This window comes from Vogesella mureinivorans (genome assembly GCF_007644035.1).
Classification (GTDB): Bacteria; Pseudomonadota; Gammaproteobacteria; order Burkholderiales; family Chromobacteriaceae; genus Vogesella; species Vogesella mureinivorans.
Window position 1 is genome coordinate 142,844 of record NZ_VMTV02000791.1, and the last position, 22,215, is coordinate 165,058.

The following is a 22,215-nucleotide window of genomic DNA, read 5'->3' on the forward strand; positions in this document are numbered from 1 at the left end:
ATGCGGATTTACCCTTGCGCGGTGGCCTATACCGGGTCGATGTGGGTCATCACGTCCAGTACCGGGTGGTTCGCTACCACGCGGTCGCGGGCCTGGGCGGCAATGTCGTGGCCCTGGCGTACGGTCAGGCTGCCGTCTATTTCCAGGTGCACATCTACCTGGATATGGTCGCCCAGGCGGCGGGTGCGCAGGTCGTGTATGCCCTGTACGCCGGGCGTGGCAAGCAGCGCCTGGCGGATGGCGGCTACGGTGTCGTCGTCGGCGGCGCGGTCCATCAGGTCGTGCAGCGCATCCCAGGCAAACTGCCAGCCAGCGCGGCCAACCATGAAGCCCACCAGTGCTGCGGCCAACGGGTCCAGCCAGGTGTAGCCCAGCAGGTTGCCGCCGATACCAACGGCCACCACCAGCGAGGAGGCGGCGTCGGCACGCGCATGCCAGGCATTGGCCACCAGCATGCTGGATTTCACGCGGGTGGCCACCGCCAGCATGTAGCGGAACAGGCCTTCTTTGGACAGCAGGGTAAACAGCGCCACGTACAGCGCCAGTGGGTGCACGGGCGCCAGCGTGCTGTGGCTGAGGATCTTGTTGCCCGCGCCCCACAGCATGCTGCAGCCTGCGGCCAACAGCAGGGCACCCAGTACCAGTGATGCGGCGGTTTCGTAACGGTAGTGGCCGTACTGGTGGTCGTGGTCGGGTGCCTTGCTGCTGTGCTTGCGCGCCAGCAGGGCGACAAAATCGGCCAGCAGGTCGGACAGCGAGTGCAGCGCATCGGCGATCAGCGCTTGCGAGCCGGCAAATACGCCTGCCAGCAGCTGCGCGTTGGTCAGGACGATATTGACAACCACACTGACCCACAGGCTGCGTTGGGCGGCTTGGTGTTGCGGGCTGGTCGCTGGGCTGGTCATGGTGTCTTCGCAAAAGCGGCAGTATGCCGTAGGGGGCTGATGGCAAGCTTAAGGTGCCAGCCCGTTGTCGTCGCTGCTGTCGGGCTCGTCCAGTGGCGGCAGCGTACCCAGCAGGTCGGTGAGCAGGCTTTGTGTCAGCCAGCCTGGCACGTCTTGTATCTGCCAGCCGGCTTTGTTTGCGCACAGCGCCAGCGTGCGCAAGAAGCGGTGAAAGCCGGCGCGGCTCTGGCGCATATTGATGTTCTGTGGCCCCACGGTAAAGCTGATGCTGGCGTAGTCGCTACCGGCTTGGGCATCCAGCCCCGTGCACACCGGTATGCTGCCGCTGGCGGGCAGCGCAGGGGAGTTATGCGCGAACTTCATGCCGCCGCCCATGCCGGGCTGGTCCGCCAGGTCTTCCTCGTTCATGGCCATGCGGTGTTCCAGCGCAATGCGCTGCTCGCTGCTACCGGCCCCCTGTACCCCTTCGCCCGGTACGGCGCGGGCAAACAGCGCGGCGATATCCCGCAGGATGGACTGGGTCAGGTAGCGTGTCAGCCATAGCTGGTGGCCACCGGGCTGGATCAGCACCAGCAGGCGGTCTTCGGCTTCGAAATAGGTAAAGGATAGGCTCATGCCACGATGGTAAGCCCTAGCGGCTGCCACTGCAAAGGTTGGCCGCAGCCAGTGTGCAGCGCGCATAATGCCGGGCATGGATACCTTACACCCCTATACCGCGCTGACCCCCGACCTGATGCTGGATGCGGTGGAAAGCAGCGGCTTGCGCTGCGATGGCCGCATGCTGGCGCTGAACAGCTATGAAAACCGTGTTTACCAGGTAGGCATGGAAGATGGCCCGCCGCTGATTGCCAAGTTTTACCGCCCTGGCCGCTGGCAGGACGCGCAGATTCTGGAAGAACACGCCTTTGCCTGCCAGCTGCAAGACGCCGAAATCCCCGTGGTGGCACCGCTGGCGTTTGCCGGCCAGACGCTGTTGCAATGGCAGGGCTTTCGCTTTGCCCTGTTTCCGCGCCGTGGCGGGCGCGCGCCGGAGCTGGAAGACGAAGCCACGCTGGAATGGCTGGGGCGGTTTCTGGGGCGCATCCACGCCATTGGCCGTAGCCAGGCTTACCAGACACGCCCGGCGCTGACGGTGCAAACCTTTGGCCACGACGCACTGCGTATCATCGAAAGCGGCGGCCACCTGCCCGCGCACCTGGCGGCGCGCTTTAGCCAGGTAGCGCAGGCGGTGATCGGCATGGCCGAGGCAGCCTTTGCCACCTTGCCCGCGCTGACCATGCTGCGTACGCACGGCGATTGCCACGCCGGTAATGTGATGTGGACGCCGGACGGCCCGCATTTTGTCGACCTGGACGACAGCCGCATGGCACCGGCTATCCAGGATATCTGGATGCTGCTAAGCGGCGAGCGCGAGCAGCAGTCGGCGCAGTTGGCCGCCATTCTGGCGGGGTATGAGGAGTTTTGCGATCTGGATTACCGCGAGCTGCGGCTGATCGAGCCGCTGCGCAGCCTGCGCCTGCTGCACTACTGCGCCTGGCTATCGGCCCGCTGGGCCGACCCGGCTTTCCCCGCCGCCTTCCCGTGGTTTGGCAGCGAGCACTACTGGCTGGAGCGCATCAACGAGCTGGAACAACAGCTGGAAGCCATGCAGCAGCCGCCGTTGTGGTCTATGCCGGCCTGATGCCGGTTTTGTCGCCGGGCTTACTGCCGCAATAGCGCATTCACTGCCTTCAGCAATAGCGGGGGCTGTAGCGGCTTGGTCAGCCATGCCGTAGCCCCGGCAGCGCGCCCGGCCGCCTTCATGCTGTCGCTCAGCTCGGTGGTAACCATGATCACCGGTACCTGCGCCAATGCCGGGCGCTGGCGTAGTGTGCGGATAAACTCCAGGCCGTTCATCTCGGGCATATTCAGATCGCTAATGATGAGCGCGGGGGTGTGTTTGTCCAGCTGCAGCAAGCCTGCTTTGCCGTTTTCTGCCTGCAGTACCTTGTAGCCGGCGTCGCTCAGGGCTTCGCAAGAGATTTGTCTGAGTACCGGAGAGTCGTCTACCACCAGGATAATGTGTTTCATTGTTCGCCCTGTCTGCCCGGCCCGGCGCGGTTGTCTGTGACCTGCTTCTCTTACCATGCTAGTTGGCCGCACCAGCCTGTCAAATGATGCGTACAGTTGCCGTAGGTTTTCAATGGTATTTTGTATCCATTCAACAGCCGCCCCCCTCGTGCCGCATGGCAGCAAAAAAGCAGGCCAAATGCACTACAAGTGCCTTGCCATAAGGGGGTGTATCGGGACAGAATCATTGTCCGACATCCCAACCCTATTCAAGAAAATAAAATGGCACTTATCGTACAAAAGTACGGCGGTACCTCGATGGGCTCCCCTGAGCGCATCAAGAACGTGGCCCGCCGTGTCGCCAAATGGAAAGCCCAGGGACATGAGGTAGTGGTGGTGGTTTCGGCCATGAGTGGTGAAACCAACCGCCTGATCGCCCTGGCTAAAGAGCTGCAAGAGTACCCGGACCCACGCGAGCTCGACGTGGTGATTTCTACCGGCGAGCAAGTCACCATTGGTCTTTTGGCCATGGCGCTGAAAGAAATCGGTGTGAATGCCAAGAGCTACTGCGGCTGGCAAGTGCGGGTGGTAACAGATAGCGCCCACACCAAAGCCCGCATCCAGTCCATCGACGAGGCAGCCATGCGCGCCGACCTGAACGCCGGCCGCGTGGTTGTGGTGGCCGGTTTCCAGGGCCTGGACGAAGACGGCAACATCACCACGCTGGGCCGTGGCGGTTCCGATACCTCGGCCGTGGCCATGGCCGCCGCGCTGAAAGCCGACGAATGCCAGATCTATACCGACGTGGACGGTGTGTACACCACCGACCCGCGTGTGGTGCCGGAAGCCCGCCGCCTGAAGACCATCACCTTTGAAGAGATGATCGAAATGGCCAGCCTGGGCTCCAAGATTCTGCAGATACGTTCTGTAGAGTTTGCCGGCAAATACAAAGTACGCCTGCGCGTGCTCTCCAGCTTTGAAGACGAGGGCGAAGGCACACTGATTACGTTTGAGGAAGATGAGAACATGGAAAAGGCCGTAGTGGCAGGTATTGCGTTTGACCGTAACGAAGCACGCATCAACGTGAAAGGCGTGCCGGACAAGCCAGGCATCGCTTACCAGATTCTGGGCCCGATTGCCGATGCCAATATCGAAGTGGACATGATCATCCAGAACGTGGGCGAGAACGGCACCACCGATTTCTCTTTCACCGTACCGCGTGGCGAATACCAGCAGGCGCTGGCTATCCTGCGTGATGTGCAGACCCATATCGGTGCCGGCAAGATCGACTCCGACGACAAGGTGGCCAAAGTGTCCATCGTGGGCGTGGGCATGCGCTCGCACTGCGGCGTGGCTTCCACCATGTTCCGCACGCTGGCGGAAGAGGGCATCAATATCCAGATGATCTCTACCTCTGAAATCAAGGTGTCGGTACTGATCGACGAGAAATACCTGGAGCTGGCTGTACGCGTGCTGCACAAGGTATTTGGCCTGGATCAGCCTGCATAGGCAAAATTATTGCAAGTAGTGGTTGACAGAAGGCTAAGTGTTAATTAATATGGCGTTCTGTTGACGGAGAAATGGCCGAGAGGTCGAAGGCACTTCCCTGCTAAGGAAGCATACGGGCTTAAACCTGTATCGAGGGTTCGAATCCCTCTTTCTCCGCCACACAGCGCACCCGTAGCTCAGTTGGATAGAGTATTTGGCTACGAACCAAAGGGTCGGGCGTTCGAATCGCTCCGGGTGCGCCACTAGGTCCCCATCGTCTAGAGGCCTAGGACATCGCCCTTTCACGGCGGTAACCGGGGTTCGAATCCCCGTGGGGACGCCAGTTTCAGTAAAAAAGCCACCTTCGGGTGGCTTTTTTGCGTTTGCTTTTCGCGGTAGGCAGGCGCGCTGTGAAGGTGGCCCCTGGCGCTGTTTACGGTTCTGTGGCCCGATATGAATGAAAAAAGCCCTTTCGCACGCGAAAGGGCTTTTTGTTGCGGCTGGCGATCAGCGCCGGGCCAGGCAGCGCTGGTAGCGGCCATCGACACGGTCGGCAAACCACGCGGTGGTGAGCTTGCGGGTGATCTTGGGGCTGTGCAGGCGGATGTCCGGCATCAGCTCGCGCGGGGCTTTGCGGCCTTGCTGCTGGTCGGCTAGCTGCATGATGCGGCTATAAAGCGGTGTTTGGGCGAAGCCGGCGCTTTTTTCCTGTTTCAGGTCGCGCAGCATGTCGGCGTCGCTCAAGCCCAGGCGGCTGCGCAGCTTGGCCAGCGCTTGCTGGGTGCTGCTGGTATCGCGGCCGGGTTGGCCGTTCTGGTAGCGCAGCAGGTCGCCATCCAGCGCCAGCTTGCTGCCGCTTAGCTTGGCAACGGCTTGCTGGAAGGCGGCATTGCGGCTGGCGTAGCGCCCGGCGTTGAAGTCGGCAAAGCGGTAGCGCATGTCGGTATACGGGGCCGGGTATTGCAGCAAGATGGCGCTGCCGAAATAGATGCCCCCTTTGCGGCTGAATACTTCGTCGCGGATGCTGCCGTTGCGGGCGTAGGGGTAGGGCCAGGCACGCACGTGTGCTTCGGCAAACTCTACGCTGACCTGCATGGGGCCGCCGGTGCGGATGGGGTTTTTCATGCCGACTGGCAGGCCCAGCTTTTGCGCCTCGGACGACATGTCTTCAAACAGGTCGTTCATTTCTTTTTCGGTCCGCAGGTTATCGATGCGTTCCTTATAGCTTTGGCCGTTCGGCGATTTTTTCAGGAAAGCGGTTTTTACCAGGGCAAGCGGGATGTAGTAGTTGTCGACCTTGTCATTGATCTTGCCCCAGACAATTTTGGGCAGGCCCGGCACGACCGGGTCGGCCTGAAAGGTGGACTCCTGCTCGATAACGGCAATCACCGCACAGTAGTTTTCGGCGGTATGCGGTATCTGCAGGCTGCCGAATGCCGATACCAGGTCGTCGCGCCAGCCACTGCGGGGTTTCACGTAGTCCGGTAGCAGCTTGTCCAGCAGCGCTTTAGGGTTGGCCGCAACGGGTTTGGGTGGGGGCGTGACGATAACAGGCGGTGTGGGTGGCACGGGCGGTATGGCAGGTAGCACCGGCACGGTGCCGGCCGGCTCGCTGGCGGGTGCGGGCAGCGCGCTGCTGGGGGCATTTTGCTGAATAATCGGTGCGGGTACCGGCTGGCTGGCCAGCGGGCTTACCGGTGTGGCGCAGGCGGCCAACATGCCGCTGCTGCCTAGCAGGCAGAGGAGTTTTTTCATGGTACGGGGCCAGAATGCAATGCGGCATTCTAGCCCAGTGCGCTTTCGCGCCGCTAACAAAACCCTGTGTCAGTCTTGGCTCGGGGGTGCTGCGTGCTTTGCTGGCGGCTGTTAGCTGTAGCGCTTGAGGATGCGCTGGTATTCGCCGTTTTGCTGTATCTGCTTCAGGCCATGATTAAAGGCGTCTCGCAGGGCAGGCTGGCGAAACAGGACGCGGTAGGGCAGCTTGATGAAAATGTCGTGGTAGCTCACCGGCAAGGGCGTTTCGCCAAAGTCGGTCTGCATGCGTTTATTCATGTAGTTGAAGATGCGGTGGTCTGCTATCACCACATCGACGCTACCGCGGTAGAGCAGGCGGTTCTGGTCTATCTGGTTACCGGTTTCGTGGTAATCGGGATGCTTGGCCGCCAGGGCGGCAAATTCGCTGCCCAGATATTGCCCTGCCAGTGGAAAGGCCGAGATGCTGTAGCTGGTCAGGTCGGCAATGCGGTGAATAGCCAGCCGCCGCTGGGTGAGGGTAATGGCCTTGTCTTCGTAGCTGATATACACATCCGAATACGCGCCTTTGGCGCCCGACTCCGGCACGATGGTGGCTACCGCGTCTATCTTGCGGTCGCTCAGGGCCTGTGGCAGGCGCTTTTGCGACAGGAAAACCGGCTTCATCTCGTATTGCCGGCTTTTCAGCGCCGCCCGGATGATATCCAGCTCGATGCCCGCTTCCAGCTGCGGTATTACATACGGTTCCAGCGATTCGCCAAAAGCCACGGCGATGGTAGTGTGGCGCGGGCTGGCCAAGGTAGCCTGGCAAACCAGGGGCAGCAATACTGCCGCCAGCCAATACGGTGAAACAGCCATAGTGTGTTCTGCTTAAAGGGTGAATCGGTGGCTGGCTTGTTCCAGCTTTTGCGTGGTCTGGTCGGCGACGCGAATCAGGCCGTACAGCCGGTCAACCGCTTCTTGCTGGGTATGCGTATCCTGCAGCACCTCACCCAGCTCCTGCTGCACTTCCTGCCGCAGCTGCTGGCTCCCCTGTATTTGTTCCACCACATGCTGCAAGGCCTGGCCTAGCGAATTGATGCTTTCTTGCAGGGCGCTCACGCTGTGGCTGGCTTGCTGTACTTTATCCAGCCCCTGCTCGGATTGGGCCAGGCCTTGGCGAATGCTCGTAGCTGCTTCGGTGGTAGAGCGCTGCACGGTGCCCAGAATCTCGTTGATGCTGCCGGTGGATTGTGCCGTGCGTTCGGCCAGCTTGCGTACTTCGTCGGCTACCACGGCAAAGCCGCGGCCGCTTTCCCCGGCACGTGCCGCCTCGATGGCCGCATTCAGCGCCAGCAGGTTGGTTTGCTCGGCGATCTCGTGAATGGTGTTGGCCACGCCCACGATCTGGCCTGCTTTCTGGGTGAGTTCGTCCAGCAGTACCGTGGTTTCGCGCACGGTTTCTACCACGTTGGCCAGTACTTCACTGCTTTGCTGCAGATCGCGGCCACTGTTGCCGGCCGACTCGATGGCGGCAACCGAGGTGGACGCCGAGTGTTCGCTGTCGTTTGCCAGGCGCGCCAGGGTGTCGGTGAGCGATTGCACCTGTTCGCTCATCTGGCCGATGCGCTCGCGCTGGCGGCTGGCCAGCTGCTGCACTTGTGCGGCCTCGTGCTGGATATCGTGCTCGTTGCCCTGCAGCTCGCCTGCGGCGTTTTGCATCTGCACGATAAGCTGCTGCAGGCTGTGGCGCATGTCTTCGGTGCTTTGGCCTATCTGGCCCAGCTCGTTATCCGGCTGCGGCGGCAGTGTCAGGTTGAGCTGCCCTTTGGCCAGACCGGCCATGGCTTTGCGCAGCTGGTCTACGCTGCGGCGTTGCTGGCGGCTGATCTGGTGCACCAGGGCAATAGACAACAACAGCACCACCACAATGGTGCCAGCCAGAAACAGCCGGCCTTGCTGCACCAGCTGCTCGGCGCGCTTTTCTTCCTCGGCCAGCAGGGTGTTTTCGCGTTTTACCAGTTTATCGATTTCGTAGCGGTGTTGCTGGTACTGGTTGGCCAGCTGGGTCAGCACGCTGCGTGTATCTTGCTCGGCCAGGCGCTGCGGGAAGTACTGCTCGCGTGCCAGCTTGAAAAACTCGCGAGCCGGCTTGTCAGAGGCTTGCAGCAGCAAGCGCTGGCTTTCGTCGTTCAGCGGCATGCGCTGCCAGTATTCGTGGCGTACCTGGAACTCTTTTTCCAGCTCCAGCACCCGGTCCTGATAGGTACGCACGGCAGACAGGCTTTGGCTATGCTGGGCCTGCATCACCACCAGATAGGATTCGATGATATAGCGCGGCGGCGGCAGAATATCGGCAATCAGGTCTTTGCCCTGCACAATGCGGCTGTAAGCCGGGCCGTTAATGCGTAGCTCTTCCAGCTGGCGCCAGGACATGCCGCCAGTGAACATCAGGCCGATGCCGACGATAGATAGAACCAGCAGAAATTGCGCCCTGATGGACAAACGGGCCAGCCACGAGTGAGTAGGCATGCTGATGTACTCTGGAATAGTGTTCAATCATTATCGAATACTAAAGAATAGTGAGCAAATTACTTCAGGGTATTTTGTGATTCTAGTGTGGTGCAACGCGAAATCCAGCCTGGTGGCAGGGTTATTTTCTCGCTATGTTGATGAAAGAAAAGCATTTTTTCAGGTGAAAGCGCCGACGCTTTCTGGCACAATGCGCGCTCTTTCAAGAAACACCTGTACACAATGACGCTTCCTGCCGCACCCCAAGCCATTAACAGCTACCGCAAGTACTGGGCGCAACGCTTTGGTACCGCCCCTTTCCTGCCTATGAGCCGTGCCGAAATGGACGAGCTGGGCTGGGATAGCTGCGACATCATCATCATCAGTGGTGACTGTTATATCGACCACCCCAGCTTCGGGATGGCACTGGTGGGCCGCTTGCTGGAAGCGCAGGGTTTCCGCGTGGGCATCATTGCGCAGCCGGACTGGAACAGCGCCGACGCTTTCCGCGCGCTGGGCAAGCCCAATCTGTTTTACGGCGTGACCGCCGGCAATATGGATTCCATGATCAACCGCTACACGGCCGACCGCCGCCCGCGCTCGGACGACGCCTACACCCCGCACGGCGAGCCGAACAAGCGCCCGGACCGTGCCGTGACCGTATACGCGCAGCGCTGCCGCGAAGCCTACCCCGGCGTGGGCGTGATGATCGGTTCCATCGAAGCATCGCTGCGCCGCATTGCCCACTTCGACTACTGGAGCGACAAAGTGCGCCAGTCGGTGCTGGCCACCTCCAAAGCCGACATCCTGCTGTACGGCAACGCCGAGCGTGCGCTGGTAGAAATCGCCCACCGTGCTGCCCGTGGCGAAAAGCTGTCCGAGATGCGCGACATCCGTGGTACCGCCTTCATGGTGCCGCACGGCTGGAAGCCGGACGACGAGTGGCAGGAGATGGACTCCAGCGTGGTGGATGTACCGGGCAAGGTGGACGTGATCCTGAACCCGTACCAGGAGATCCCCGAGCAAGCTGCCGAAGCCACTGCGGCCAACGATCCGAGCAAGCCGCAGGTGATTCGCATCGAATCGCGCGAAGAGCGCCTGGCCAAGCGCCGCGCCGAGCGTGCCAAAACCGTGATCCGCATCCCGTCTTACGAGGCAGTAGCGCACGACCCGGTACTGTACGCGCACGCCAGCCGTACCCTGCACCTGGAGTCCAACCCCGGTAACGCCCGTGCGCTGGTCCAGCTGCACGGCACGCGCGACGTGTGGCTGAACGCGCCGCCGATTCCGCTGACCACGGAAGAAATGGACTTCGTGTTCGGCCTGCCGTACGCCCGTAACCCGCACCCGGTGTATGGCGAGGCGCATATCCCGGCGTGGGAGATGATCAAGTACTCGGTGAACATCATGCGCGGCTGTTTTGGCGGCTGTACCTTCTGCTCGATTACCGAGCACGAGGGCCGCATCATCCAGAGCCGTTCGGAAGAATCCATCCTCAAGGAAATCGAGGAAATCCGCGACAAGACGCCAGGCTTTACCGGCCACATTTCCGACCTGGGCGGCCCTACGGCCAATATGTACCGGCTGTCCTGTAAAGACCCGGCCATCGAGCGCTCCTGTCGCAAGCTGTCGTGTGTGTTCCCTGATATTTGCGAAAACCTGGGTACCGACCACGGGCCGTTGATCCAGCTGTACCGCAAGGCGCGCGCGCTGCCGGGCGTGAAGAAGATCAATATCCAGTCCGGCCTGCGCTACGACCTGGCGGTGAAGTCGCCGGAGTACATCAAGGAGCTGGTACAGCACCACGTGGGCGGCTACCTGAAGATTGCCCCGGAACACACCGAAGACGGCCCGCTGTCCAAGATGATGAAGCCGGGCATGGGCGCTTACGACAAGTTCAAGGAGCTGTTCGAGCGCTTCAGCCGTCAGGCCGGTAAAGAGCAGTACCTGATTCCGTACTTTATCGCCGCCCACCCGGGCACCAGCGACGAAGACATGGTGAACCTGGCGCTGTGGCTGAAGAAAAACAACTTCCGCCTCGACCAGGTACAAACCTTCACGCCTACGCCGATGGCGCTGGCCACCACCATGTGGCACACCAAGCGTAACCCGCTGAAGCGCCTGTCGCGCAGCTCGGAAAAAGTAGACGTAGTGCGTGATGGCTACCGCCGCAAGCTGCACAAGGCGCTGCTGCGCTACCACCACCCGGATAACTGGCAGATCATTTACGACGCGCTGGTACAGATGGGCCGCAGCGACCTGATCGGCCACGCCAAGCACTGCCTGATTCCGCCGACGCCACCGGGCGACAAGGCCGCCGCCGCGCGCCATCGCTTTGCCGGCCAGAGCCTGGCCGCGCGCGCCAAGGCGCAGCAGGGCCAGCCGCGCAGCTACGCTGGTGCCCCGCGTGGCAACGGCAAGCCCGCTGCCGCCAAGGCGCACCCAGGCAAACCGGCAACAGCCAAGCCGGTAGCGGCCAAACCGGCTGCCAGCAAGCCCGCCGCCGGCAAGCCGGCAGCCGGGCGTGGCGGTGCCGGCAGCAAGCCCGCCGGCAAGGTTGGCCGCGGCCGCTAAGCTGCGCACTATGGCATGACCCTGGCCGCCTGCATGGGCGGCTTTTTCTCGCCCGCAGCGGCACTTCTGCCGCCTGCGGGCTACCTAGTACTGTACGCATATTGCCCAGGTGGCCAGCATGATACGCATCCCGTTTGAACACAGTTACGCCACGCAGCTGCCGCAGGCCTGCGCTGCGGCCAACCCTGATACGCCTGCTGCGCCGCGGCTGCTGTTCTGGCAGGCTGGCCTGGCCGGCGAGCTGGGTATGGACACCAGCGGTGTGGATGACGCCACGTTGGCCGCGCTGTTTTCCGGCGCGCAGCTGCCTGCCGCTGCGCAGCCGGTGGCGCAGGTGTACGCCGGCCACCAGTTTGGCGGCTATTCGCCGCAGCTGGGCGACGGCCGCGCCTTGCTGCTGGGCGAGGTGGTAGATACGGCAGGGCAGCGCCGCGACATCGCCTTCAAGGGCAGTGGCCGCACGCCGTTTTCGCGCCGCGGCGATGGCAAGGCAGCGGTGGGGCCCATGCTGCGCGAGCTGATTATCGGCGAGGCCATGCACGCGCTGGGCATCCCCACCACGCGGGCGCTGGCGGTAGTGGCCACCGGTGATACGGTCTACCGCGACCGCCCGCTGCCCGGTGCCGTGCTGACGCGGGTGGCGGCCAGCCATATTCGCGTGGGTACCTACGAATACTTTGCCAACCGTGGCGATGAAGCGATGCTGCGCCAGCTGGCGGCGTATACGCTGCAGCGCCACTACCCGCAGCTGCAGCATGCGGCCAACCCTTATCTGGCCATGCTGGAGGCGGTGTGCCAGCGCCAGGCCAGCCTGCTGGCGCAGTGGATGCACGCCGGTTTCATCCATGGTGTGATGAATACCGACAATATGACCCTGTCCGGCGAAACCATCGATTACGGCCCCTGCGCCTTCATGGACACTTACGACCCGGCCACGGTGTTTAGCTCCATCGACGAGCGTGGCCGCTACGCCTACGGCAACCAGCCAGCCATCGCGCAGTGGAACCTGGCGCGGCTGGCCGAGGCGCTGCTGCCGCTGTTGGATGCGGCGTCGATGGACGATGCTGTGGCGCAGGCTACGGCGGTAATCCAGGGTTTTCAGGCGCATTACCAGCAAGCCTGGCTGGCGCAGGCGCGGGTCAAGCTGGGGCTGGTGGATGCGCAGGAAGACGACCTGGCCTTGGCAGAGGATTGGCTGCTGATGATGCATCGGCAGCGGGTAGATTTCACGCTGGCCTGGCGTTATCTGGCCGATACGCTGGAGGGCGAGGCGCCGCGTCTGGCCGGGCTGTTTGCGCAGCCGGCCGTGCTGCACGCCTGGCTGGCGCGCTGGCAAGCGCGGCTGGCGGTAAGTGGCCGGCCCGCAGCGCTGGTGGCTGCCAGCATGCGTGCGGCCAACCCTTTGTACATTGCCCGCAACCATCTGGTAGAAGAGGCGCTGGCCGCTGCCAGCGAGTATGGCGACACGGCCCTGGCGCAGCAGCTGCTGGCCGTGCTGGCGCAGCCCTTTACCGAGCGCCCGGGGCTGGCGCGCTATACCCAGCCGGCCAGTGCCGAGCTGGCGCTGGGTTACCGCACCTTCTGCGGTACCTGAACTACACCAGGCTCACGGCCAGGGTAGCCGCCTCGATGCGGTTGCGGCCATTGTGCTTGGCGCGATAGAGCGCTTCGTCAGCGGCACTCAGCAGGCTGTCCATGTCGATGTCGGGTAGCGTGCCGCTGGCTACCCCGAAGCTGGCCGTAAGCTTGAGTGGCCTGCCGTCGAAATCCAGTGTCTGGCTGGCCAGCGTCTGGCGCAGGTTTTCGGCCAGCTCCAGCCCCTCGGGCAGGGAGCTGTCGCGCAGCACCATGGCAAACTCTTCTCCCCCCAGCCGGAATGCACGGAAGCGGTCGGTACTGCGCGACATCATCTGGCGGCCAACATGCTGCAACACTTCATCGCCGATATGATGACCAAAGGTATCGTTAATGGCTTTGAAGTGGTCGATATCCACAAAAATCACACACACGCGTAACGGGTAGCGCCGTGGCCTTTCGATATATGTCCGGGTCAGCGAGCGGCGGTTGCGCAGGCCGGTGAGCGGGTCGCGGTGCGACAGCATATGCAGCTGGCGAGTCAGCCGGGTACCAATACGCACGATGGACATCATGTTGAAGAAGGCCGCCATCACCATGTAGAACATGGCCTGATTGACGTTGATGTCGCTGCTGACCGTGAGCTCAGGCAAGCCACTTTCGCCTAGCAGCAGGCGGGCAATGGCGCGCACGATCAGATAGGTGGCAAACAGTACCAGTGGCACGTGCAGAATCCACGTCGACATGCCGGGAAACTCGTAGAGCGAGGGGCGGTGTATGCGGGATACGCCCCATAGTACGATACTGCCCAGCATGATATTGAGCAGGGTAATACGATAGGGTGCGGTGGCGTCTGGCAGCCCCAGCAGAAAGGACAGCCAGCCGGCCAACAGGGTCAGTAGCCAGATATGGCTATGGGGCAAGGCACCCAGTTCAAAGAAAACCAGATAGGCATTACTGCCATACAGGAACCCGGCTACCAGCAGGGCGGACATGATGGCATAGGGTACGGCCAACAGCATCAGGTCTTGCGGCAGGATGGCCACCAGCAGCAGGCCGGAAGCCATGCAGGTAGCCGCCATGGTGTGTTGCACCAGCTGTTTTCCGAGGCCGCTTAGCTGCGTGCCGGAAAGTAGCCAGGCAAGGGCATAAAGATAAAGCTGGGTGACCAGTAGCAGCCAATGTGCGTGGTATTGCATAAACTTCCTTGGCGGGTGGTTTATCTATATCTATGGTTTTACTAGAGATATTTCCATTTTTCAATTTTATGAACATACTCTTTTCATAATTATTGAAAGATATGGGCGTAAGGCCACGTCGTGCCTTGGCGTCGTTGTGTCACTGGCGTCTTGCTGTGTGTCTCTTTTTTGTTTGCGCTACGTGCCACCGCCACAGTGCACATCAAGTCGCTACTGTCCGCAAGATAGCGCCACCCCGTTTTACTGTGCGAGGCGCACGAAGCCCATCATCGTGTTAAGGGCAAGTAAGCAGCATGCTAGTGCTGCGAACAGATAGGTGGCCTGGTACTGGCCGATGACAGGCTCTCTCTTGCAGGCTGCTATTTATGCCGTACTTGGGCTACACCAAACTCACGGCCAGGGTGGCCGCCTCGATACGGTTGCGGCCATTGTGCTTGGCGCGGTATAGCGCTTCGTCTGCGGCAGCCAGCAGGCTGTCCATATCGATATCCGGTAGCGTGCCACTGGCCACCCCGAAACTGGCCGTGATGTGTATTGGCCTGCCATCGAAATCCAGGGTCTGGCTGGCCAGCGTCTGGCGCAGGTTTTCGGCCAACTCCAGCCCCTCCGGCAGTGAGCTGTCGCGCAGCACCATGGCAAACTCTTCGCCCCCCAGGCGGAACGCCCGAAAGCGCTCGGTACTGCGTGACATCATCTGATGGCCCACATGTTGCAACACTTCATCACCGATATGATGGCCAAAGGTGTCATTAATGGTTTTGAAGTGGTCGATATCCACAAAAAGTACAGACACGCGTAGCGGGTGGCGCCGTGGTTTATCGATATAAGACCGAGTGAGCGAGCGGCGATTGCGCAGGCCGGTGAGCGGGTCGCGGTGCGACAGCATATGCAGCTGTCGGGTCAGGCGGGTACCAATGCGCACAATAGCCATCATGTTGAAAAATGCAGCACTAACCATATAAAAGATGGCTTGGTTAACATTCAGGTCGCTGTTAACCGTGAGTTCCGGTAAAGCCGCTTCGCCAAGAAACAGGCGCCCGAGTGCCCGCAAAATCAGGTAGATGGCAAATAATGCCATGGGTATGTGAAGCAGCCAGGTAGACATGCCCGGAAATTCGAGCAGTGAGGGGCGGTGAAGGATGTACAACCCTCTGAGGGTAATCATGCCGAGCGTGGTGTAAAGCAGGCTGATGCGGTGAGGCTGGTAGTCATCCGACAGCCCCAGCAGCAGCATGCCACAACCAAAAAAACAGGATGCAAGCCAGATGTGCCGGTGCGAAAAGTTGGGTAGGCCAAAGAATTCAATATAGGCGCTCTGCCCGTACAGAAAGCCGGCCACGATCAATACCGCCATCACAGCGTAAGGAAAGGCAGTCAGCATGACAGACGAGGGCAGCATCGCAAGCAGCAGCAGACCGGTGGCCATGCAGAACGACGCTATCGTGTGCTTGCGAAGCTGGCTGCCCATCCCGCTTAACTGTGTACCCGAGAGTAGCCAGGCAATGGCGTAGAGATAGAGCTGTGTCACCAGTAGCAGCCAGTGTGCATGGTATTGCATAAGCTTCCTTGGTATATGGCTTATCTATATCTATGGTTTTACTAGAGATATCTTTAACTTTCAACTTTGCGAACATACTCTTTTCATAATTATTGAAAGATAACAGCGTAAGGCCAAGCCATGCCTTGGCGGCGCTGCGTTGCTGGTTTATAAGTGGGTGTCTCCTTTTTGTCTGTGCTGCCATGATCCTGCTCCATACCCCAAGTGCAAAAGAAGTTGCCGCCTATTTGCCCCTCTTGCGTGCCGCGCTGCCTGCTATGCCGGTGCTTACCCTGGATACACTGCAGCAGCCGGAACAGATACGCTATGTCATTACCTGGGGCCCGCCGCCAGGCCTGTTTGCCGGCTTGCCCGCCTTGCAGGCGGTGTTTGCCTTGGGTGCCGGGGTAGACAAACTGCTGCTGCGTCCTGATCTGCCCGCGACCGTGCCCATATACCGCTTGCTGGACGGCGGCATGGCGCAGCAGATGGCCGAGTACGTGCGGCTGGGGGTGCTGTCCTACCAGCGGCATATGGATATCTATCGACGCCAGCAGGCTGCAGGGGTGTGGAAAATGCTGCCACCGCGTTTGCCTGCAGAGGTACGTGTCGGCGTGCTGGGCATGGGGGAAATCGGCAGTGCGGTAGCGCAGGCTTTGGTGGCCGATGGCTACCAGGTGAGCGGGTGGAGCCGCACCCCGCGCCAGCTAGCCGGTGTGGCTAGCTATCATGGCGAAGCGGGCCTGGGTGAGATGCTGGCCAATAGCGATGTATTGGCCTGTGTCTTGCCTTCCACACCGCAAACGCAAGGGCTGCTGGATGCAGAGCGCCTGGCCTGCCTGCCTGCGGGGGCGATGGTGATCAATGCGGGGCGGGGAGATTTGCTGGACGAAAACGCCCTGCTGGCGCTGCTGGATAGTGGCCATTTGCGCGCAGCCCAGCTGGATGTGTTTGCCATGGAGCCGCTGCCGGCAAATAGCCGCTTATGGCAGCACCCATCGGTTACCCTGACGCCGCATATTGCAGCGATTACCCTGCGCCAGCAGGCGGTGAGCCAGATTGCGGCCAACCTGCAGCGCTTGCAGGCCGGCCTGGCTGCTGAAGGGCGGGTACTGCGCGAACGCGGCTACTAGTTTTCCAGGCTATAGGTGTGTTCATGGCAGATACGGTTACGCCCGCTCTGCTTGGCGCTATACATGGCTCGGTCGGCAGTATCCAGTACCTGCACCAGCTTCTGTTCTGTTGCACTACTGCTGGCAATGCCGAAACTGGCGGTGATGGTGAGTATCTGGCCTTGCCGCATCAGCGGTTTGCTCTCAATCGCCTGGCGCAGCACCTCTGCCAGCTGCAGGGCATCGGCCTGGCTACCGCCAGGCAAGACGATGGCAAATTCTTCGCCGCCCAGGCGGAAAGCCTGGCTCAGCTCGGTATGGTGCTGCTTGAGCAGGCGGCCTATGCGCGATAGCACCACATCGCCCATGCTGTGCCCGTAGCGGTCGTTGATGAGTTTGAAATGGTCGATATCCAGCACGATGACACTAAAGCAGGAAAACTGCTGCAAATAGGCTTCAGTGAGCTTGGTGTGTAGGGCGCGGCGGTTTTGCAGGGTGGTGAGCTGGTCGTGCAGCGACAGCTTGTGCAGCTGCCTGGCCATGCGCGCCCCGATGCGTACACTGGCCGTCAGGTTGAAAATGGCGGCCATCACCATAAAGGCTACCGCTTGCAGGGTATTCATGACACTGCTGCTGTACAGCTCTGGCACCATGGCCTCGCCAAACATCAGCCGCAGCACGGCACGCAGCAAAAAGAAACAGCCAAACAGTGCCGATGAGGCGTGCAGCAGCCAGGTACCAATGCCAGGAAACTCCTTGAGCGAGCGCTGGTGCATCTGCCAGGTCACCATCAACAGGATGCAGCCAGTCTGTACCGAGAGCAGCGCCAGCCGTAGCTCGTGCTTGCCTGTCAGGCCCAGCAGCAAAATGGGCGCAGCTGCCACCAGCGTGCCCAGTAGTATGTCGCGATGGCGGTAGCCGTGCAGGCGCAAAAACAGCAAGCTGGCGTTGGCCGCATACAGAAAGCCGGCTATCAACAGGGCAGAGACCAGTGTGTAAGGCCAGGGCTGGCGCAGCATGTCTGCCGGCAGGCTGGCCGACAGCAGCATGCCGGTGGCCAGTAGCAGGGCAGACAAGCTGTGCTGCCATAGCAGGCGGCGCATGCTTTTCAGTAGCAGAATGGCCAGCAGCCAACCCACGCCATACAGGTAAAACTGCACAATCAATAGCAGCCAGTATGTTTGGGGCATGAGTATTCCGGGCAGAGAGGCAGCAGGCTGCGAACCGGACCATTGTTGCCATGGCGTGCCACTGCGGCAATATCTCTATAAACCCATGGCGGCAGTGGTGTTGCGCATCCCCTGCAACGCAGCGGCTCAGGCCGTTTTCAGGCGCAATCTGGCATGGTCGTATACCCAATTGAACAGATAGGTATAGGGCAGAAAAAACAGCAGAATGCCGATATCCAGCAGCAGTGCTTGCCAATAGCTCACCCCCATCCACCACGCCACCAGTGGTACGCAGATAACCACCAAACCACCTTCGAACAGTACCGCGTGCAGAGTGCGAACCCGCACCGTGCGTTGCCAGCCGAAGCGGCGTTCCAGGTGCTCGAACAGGGCGCCGAACAGCATGTTCCAGCTCATGGCAATGGTCGACAGCATGATGGCCAGCACCCCCATCTGCGCCGGGCCATGGCCTAGCAGCCAGCTGCCCAATGGCACCAGTATCAGCATGGCACACGCTTCATACAGTACGGCGTGCAACAGGCGTTCGCGTGTGGATTTTGCAGGCTGAATCATAAAAAAGACCTGATATCGATATGAATGGTGGCAGTGTGATAGGTTTTCCCGCTATATAAAAGCTAGTAACCATCGGAGAAACCGATATGTCGTTTAGTCAGGATGCGCTGCTAGCCTTTGTGGCAGCGGTAGACAATGGCTCGATTTCGGCAGCAGCACGGCAGCTGGGCAAGCGCCAGTCTACGCTGAGCGAAAGCATTGCCAACCTGGAGATCGATCTGGCACTCACGCTATTCGAGCGCGGCAGCCGGCAGCTGTCGCTCACCGTGGCCGGCCAGCGCTTGCTGCCGCTGGCGCGCCAGGCACTGGCCGCACACGATAGCTTGCAGCTGCAAGCGGCTGCCTTGGCCAGCGGGGTGGAAGCCAGGCTGACGCTGGTGCTATCCGACACCTTTCATACCGGTAGCGTGGAGCCGGCGTTGAAAGCGTTTGCCAGCCTGTACCCGTATACCGAGCTGGAGTGCCTGGTGGGCGAGCAGGACGACTTGCTGGCGCTGGTGCGCAGCGGGCGCGCCCAGTTGGGCCTGATGCCGGGCGAGGTGCCAGGCGGCAGCGAGTTTGCCGTGCGCGAATTACCGCAACAAGCCCGCACCTCGCTGTACGTGGCCCCCGATCACCCGCTGGCGCAGCAGCCCCCGGCCGGTGCCTGGGCCTTGCAGGCGCATCGGCAGCTGCGGCTGCAAACGTTCAGTAATACGCTACCGGCAGATGGCATCACCGGCCGTTGCTGGTATGCGCCCAGCTATCTGCTACTGCTGGAAATGACGCAGCTGGGTTTTGGCTGGGCCGAGCTGCCGGACTGGCTGGTAGCCCGCTACGCCCCCGAGCTGGTACCGCTGGCGCTGCCAGGTTGGCCGCAGCAGCGCAGCCTGCACGCCGTGTGGCAGCGGGCGCAGCCGCTGGGGCCTGCCGCAGCGTGGATGCTGCAGCAGTTTCTGCAGCCTGCTGCCGCAGGCCAGCCAGGCGGGCAGGGCTAAGCTAGCGCTACACCGCCCGGATGCGGCCAACCTTGCGGTATGGCCGCCAGCAGCTGGCGCGTGTAGGGGTGCTGCGGGTGGGCGTACAGGGTGTCGGCGTTGGCTTGCTCTACTACCTGGCCCTGTTGCATCACCATTACCTGGTCGGAAATATGCTTCACCACCGACAGGTCGTGCGAAATGAACAGATAAGACAGCCCGCATTCATCCTGCAGGTCTTGCAGCAGGTTCAGCACCTGCGCCTGTACCGACACGTCCAGCGCCGATACCGACTCGTCGCAGATCAGCACGTCCGGCTTCATGGTCAGGCAGCGTGCAATGGCAATGCGCTGGCGCTGGCCGCCGGAAAACTCGTGCGGGTATTTTTGCAGGGCACGGCTCGGTAGACCTACGCGCTCCAGCAGCGCCATGGCGAGCTGTTTGCGCTCGGCATGGCTGTGGCCGATGCCGTGCAGCACCATGGGCTCCAGCAGGATTTCTTCTACGGTAAAGCGCGGGTTCAGCGAGGCATAGGGGTTCTGGAAGATGATCTGGATGCGGCGCTTGCAGGCGTGGAATTCGCGTGGCGACATGGCCAGGATATCCTGGCCGTTAAACAGGGCACGCCCGGCGCTGGCCTGATGCAAGCGCATCAGCGTGAGCCCCACCGTGGTCTTGCCAGAGCCGGACTCGCCCACAATGCCCAGGGTCTTGCCGCGTGCCAGCTGGAACGACACGTCTTTTACTGCGTGAAAGACACGTTTGCCAAACAGCCCTTCGCGGCTTTCAAAGCTTTTGCACAGCCCCTGTACGTCCAGCACGATGTCGTCCCCCGGCACGTAGCCGCGCGCGCGCTGTGGCGGTGGCTGGTAGGGCTGGTCTTGCAGAAAGTCGTCGATCACCGCCAGCCGTGCCGGCCGGCTGTCCAGCTGCGGGCGGCAGTTCAGCAGTGCCTTGGTGTAGGCGTCTTGCGGCTGGCTGAATACCTGCTGCAGCGGGCCGTGCTCGCGGATTTCACCGTGGCGCATCACGATCACCTCATCGGCAAACTCGCCGACCAGGCCCAGGTCGTGGGTAATGAACAGCACGGCCATGCCGTGTTTTTTCTGTAGCTGGGCCAGCAGCTGCAGGATTTGCTGCTGGATGGTGACATCCAGCGCGGTAGTGGGCTCATCAGCAATCAGCAGCTTGGGTTCGCAGGCAATGGCCATGGCGATCATCACGCGCTGCTGCTGGCCACCCGATAGCTGGTGCGGGTAGGCGTCTACCTTGCGGCCCGGCTCGGGCAGGCCTACCTCTTGCAGCAGCGCTATCGCGCGCTGGCGCGCCGCTTTGCGCCGCATGCCGGTGTGTAGCATCAGGGTTTCGATGATCTGGTCGCCCACGGTGAAGACCGGGTTCAGCGAGCTCATCGGGTCCTGAAAGATCATGGCAATGTCGCGGCCGCGCAGCGCCCGCAGGGTGTGGCGGTCGGCTTGCAGCAGCTTACGGCCTTCGAACAGGATCTCGCTGCCGGCTGCGATGGTGGTGTGGTGATCGGGCAGCAGGCGCATGATGGCCATGGCGGTAACGGATTTACCCGAGCCCGATTCGCCCACCAGCGCTACGGTACGGTTGGCCGCGATATCGAAGCTGATGCCTTTCAGCGCCTGGAAGTGTTCGCCGCTTTCCATACGGAAACTCACGCCCAGGTTGCGCACGCTTAGTAGCGGGGATAATGGAGTCATGGCGTGTCCTTATTGCACTTTCGGGTCCAGCGCATCGCGCAGGCTGTCGGTGAGCATGCTGAAGGCCGTGACCAGCAGCGACATGCACAGGGTAACGGCAGCCATTTGCCACCAGTAGCCTTGTAGCAGCTCGGCAGGGGCCTCGGCCAGCATGGCGCCCCAGCTGGTCTGGGTCACGCCTACGCCGAAACCCAGGAAAGACAGGATGGCTTCGTACTTGATCAGCGCCACGGTCAGAAGGGAAAACTGCACCAGCAGCAGGTGGGTAACATTGGGCAGAATGTGGCGGAACATGCGGCTGCGGTGGCTGGCACCGATAGCATCGGCTGCCTGTACGTATTCGCGGCATTTGTGTTTCATGAATTCGGCGCGCATCAGGCGGTAGGTGCCGGTCCAGCTGGTGAGTGCCATCACCATGATCACGGTATCGATACCGCGGCTCATCACCGCCGAAAACGCCAGCAGTAGCAGCATGTCGGGTACCGAGGTAAACACGCTGTAAAACCACATCAGCAGGTCGTCCACGCGGCGGCCGAAATAGCCGGACAGCGCCCCCAGCACGGTGCCGATCAGCATGGCCAGCAGGGCGCCGGACAAGCCCACCAGCAGCGAGGTGGCGGTGCCTTGTATCACTTTTTGCAGCACGTCGCGGCCGCGGCTATCGCTACCGCAGACCAGGCTGCCGTCGTGCGGGGGCACGGCGGTGCTGGCCGGGGCGGTTTTGGCGGCGGCGGCCTGGGCGGCGGCCATGTCGGCTGCCAGCGGGTCGTCTTCGGCACTCATGCCGGTGGCGGCGCTGGCATCGGCAGTGCTGGTGTGGTGCTGCTGTGCGGCATCGATATCGGCGGCGGTCAGCTCTACCGTGGCCGGGCCGTAGTGCTTGAACAGCGCCGGCGGTGTATTGGGTTTGGCCACTTCATGGCGCCAGTGGCTGCCGGCCAGGCCTAGCCAGCCGGCCAGGGCCAGCAGGACAAAGGCGGCGACAACCCACAGGGCGGCCAGGCCTATGCGGTCGCGGCGCAGGCGCTGCCAGCCCAGCTGCCACAGGCTGCGGGAGGCCGGGCAGGCTGCGTCTGCGGCCAACAGGGGAGTGTGATTCGTCATGGATA

Annotated in this window: 18 protein-coding genes and 3 tRNA genes; 9 read left to right on the forward strand and 12 right to left on the reverse strand. The window is 61.5% G+C overall.

The genetic code is table 11. The features are described 5' to 3' along the window. Positions 1 to 26 precede the first annotated feature (26 nt). Both FLQ44_RS18960 and FLQ44_RS18965 read right to left on the reverse strand, forming a co-directional pair. The gene (locus tag FLQ44_RS18960) at positions 27 to 905 is read right to left on the reverse strand and encodes a cation diffusion facilitator family transporter (protein WP_147695610.1); all 879 of its coding nucleotides are present in this window, start codon (positions 903 to 905) and stop codon (positions 27 to 29) included. A 48-nt stretch (positions 906 to 953) separates the two neighbouring features. Next, complete coding sequence (locus FLQ44_RS18965) at positions 954 to 1,520, reverse strand: hypothetical protein (protein ID WP_147695611.1); 567 nt, start codon at positions 1,518 to 1,520, stop codon at positions 954 to 956. A 76-nt stretch (positions 1,521 to 1,596) separates the two neighbouring features. Here FLQ44_RS18965 and FLQ44_RS18970 point away from each other — a divergent pair, with 76 nt between their 5' ends. Next, the gene (locus FLQ44_RS18970) at positions 1,597 to 2,586 is read left to right on the forward strand and encodes a serine/threonine protein kinase (protein WP_147695612.1); all 990 of its coding nucleotides are present in this window, start codon (positions 1,597 to 1,599) and stop codon (positions 2,584 to 2,586) included. 20 nt (positions 2,587 to 2,606) lie between these two features. On the opposite strand, the gene FLQ44_RS18975 is transcribed toward FLQ44_RS18970, so the two are convergent. After that, positions 2,607 to 2,975, reverse strand: coding sequence for a response regulator (locus tag FLQ44_RS18975; protein WP_147695613.1), 369 nt, complete (start codon positions 2,973 to 2,975; stop codon positions 2,607 to 2,609). A gap of 261 nt (positions 2,976 to 3,236) precedes the next feature. Between FLQ44_RS18975 and FLQ44_RS18980 the strand changes: the two genes are divergently transcribed. From FLQ44_RS18980 to FLQ44_RS18995, 4 genes are all read left to right on the forward strand, one after another. Beyond that, the gene (locus FLQ44_RS18980; RefSeq protein ID WP_147695614.1) at positions 3,237 to 4,463 is read left to right on the forward strand and encodes an aspartate kinase; all 1,227 of its coding nucleotides are present in this window, start codon (positions 3,237 to 3,239) and stop codon (positions 4,461 to 4,463) included. A 65-nt stretch (positions 4,464 to 4,528) separates the two neighbouring features. After that, positions 4,529 to 4,622 (forward strand) — tRNA-Ser (locus FLQ44_RS18985). A gap of 6 nt (positions 4,623 to 4,628) precedes the next feature. Beyond that, a tRNA-Arg gene (locus tag FLQ44_RS18990) sits at positions 4,629 to 4,705 on the forward strand. 4 nt (positions 4,706 to 4,709) lie between these two features. Then, positions 4,710 to 4,785: transfer RNA gene (locus FLQ44_RS18995), tRNA-Glu, on the forward strand. A gap of 164 nt (positions 4,786 to 4,949) precedes the next feature. On the opposite strand, the gene FLQ44_RS19000 is transcribed toward FLQ44_RS18995, so the two are convergent. From FLQ44_RS19000 to FLQ44_RS19010, 3 genes are all read right to left on the reverse strand, one after another. Continuing rightward, positions 4,950 to 6,197 carry a DUF1615 domain-containing protein gene (locus FLQ44_RS19000; protein ID WP_147695615.1) on the reverse strand — a complete coding sequence of 416 codons (1,248 nt, stop codon included), beginning with the start codon at positions 6,195 to 6,197 and terminating at the stop codon, positions 4,950 to 4,952. Between the two features lie 111 nt (positions 6,198 to 6,308). Further along, a complete protein-coding gene (locus FLQ44_RS19005; protein WP_170253037.1) occupies positions 6,309 to 7,019 on the reverse strand; it encodes a substrate-binding periplasmic protein in 711 nt (236 codons plus the stop codon). 45 nt (positions 7,020 to 7,064) lie between these two features. Next, complete coding sequence (locus FLQ44_RS19010; RefSeq protein WP_147695617.1) at positions 7,065 to 8,705, reverse strand: methyl-accepting chemotaxis protein; 1,641 nt, start codon at positions 8,703 to 8,705, stop codon at positions 7,065 to 7,067. Positions 8,706 to 8,927: 222 nt separating this feature from the next. On the opposite strand from FLQ44_RS19010, the gene FLQ44_RS19015 reads away from it, so the two are divergent. Further along, a complete protein-coding gene (locus FLQ44_RS19015; RefSeq protein WP_147695618.1) occupies positions 8,928 to 11,258 on the forward strand; it encodes a YgiQ family radical SAM protein in 2,331 nt (776 codons plus the stop codon). Between the two features lie 118 nt (positions 11,259 to 11,376). Further along, positions 11,377 to 12,852 carry a protein adenylyltransferase SelO gene (locus FLQ44_RS19020; RefSeq protein ID WP_147695619.1) on the forward strand — a complete coding sequence of 492 codons (1,476 nt, stop codon included), beginning with the start codon at positions 11,377 to 11,379 and terminating at the stop codon, positions 12,850 to 12,852. A gap of 1 nt (position 12,853) precedes the next feature. On the opposite strand, the gene FLQ44_RS19025 is transcribed toward FLQ44_RS19020, so the two are convergent. After that, positions 12,854 to 14,032, reverse strand: a complete 1,179-nt coding sequence (locus FLQ44_RS19025) for a GGDEF domain-containing protein (RefSeq protein ID WP_147695620.1) — start codon at positions 14,030 to 14,032, stop codon at positions 12,854 to 12,856. Between the two features lie 379 nt (positions 14,033 to 14,411). Then, the gene (locus FLQ44_RS19030; RefSeq protein WP_147695621.1) at positions 14,412 to 15,590 is read right to left on the reverse strand and encodes a GGDEF domain-containing protein; all 1,179 of its coding nucleotides are present in this window, start codon (positions 15,588 to 15,590) and stop codon (positions 14,412 to 14,414) included. A gap of 227 nt (positions 15,591 to 15,817) precedes the next feature. Between FLQ44_RS19030 and FLQ44_RS19035 the strand changes: the two genes are divergently transcribed. Next, entirely contained in the window at positions 15,818 to 16,702 is an 885-nt protein-coding gene (locus tag FLQ44_RS19035) for a 2-hydroxyacid dehydrogenase (protein ID WP_240801343.1), read from the forward strand. Here the strand turns inward: FLQ44_RS19035 and FLQ44_RS19040 are convergent. After that, complete coding sequence (locus FLQ44_RS19040; RefSeq protein WP_147695623.1) at positions 16,699 to 17,871, reverse strand: GGDEF domain-containing protein; 1,173 nt, start codon at positions 17,869 to 17,871, stop codon at positions 16,699 to 16,701. The genes FLQ44_RS19035 and FLQ44_RS19040 overlap by 4 nt on opposite strands. Positions 17,872 to 17,997: 126 nt before the next feature. Next, entirely contained in the window at positions 17,998 to 18,423 is a 426-nt protein-coding gene (locus tag FLQ44_RS19045) for a multidrug/biocide efflux PACE transporter (RefSeq protein ID WP_147695624.1), read from the reverse strand. An 86-nt stretch (positions 18,424 to 18,509) separates the two neighbouring features. On the opposite strand from FLQ44_RS19045, the gene FLQ44_RS19050 reads away from it, so the two are divergent. Beyond that, positions 18,510 to 19,400: a LysR family transcriptional regulator gene (locus tag FLQ44_RS19050; protein WP_147695625.1), complete on the forward strand. Its 891-nt coding sequence runs from the start codon at positions 18,510 to 18,512 to the stop codon at positions 19,398 to 19,400. Here the strand turns inward: FLQ44_RS19050 and FLQ44_RS19055 are convergent. Both FLQ44_RS19055 and FLQ44_RS19060 read right to left on the reverse strand, forming a co-directional pair. Continuing rightward, positions 19,397 to 21,106, reverse strand: a complete 1,710-nt coding sequence (locus FLQ44_RS19055; protein ID WP_147695626.1) for an ABC transporter ATP-binding protein — start codon at positions 21,104 to 21,106, stop codon at positions 19,397 to 19,399. The two genes, FLQ44_RS19050 and FLQ44_RS19055, sit on opposite strands and share 4 nt — an antisense overlap. A 9-nt stretch (positions 21,107 to 21,115) precedes the next feature. Next, complete coding sequence (locus FLQ44_RS19060; RefSeq protein ID WP_147695627.1) at positions 21,116 to 22,210, reverse strand: ABC transporter permease; 1,095 nt, start codon at positions 22,208 to 22,210, stop codon at positions 21,116 to 21,118. Positions 22,211 to 22,215 lie beyond the last annotated feature (5 nt).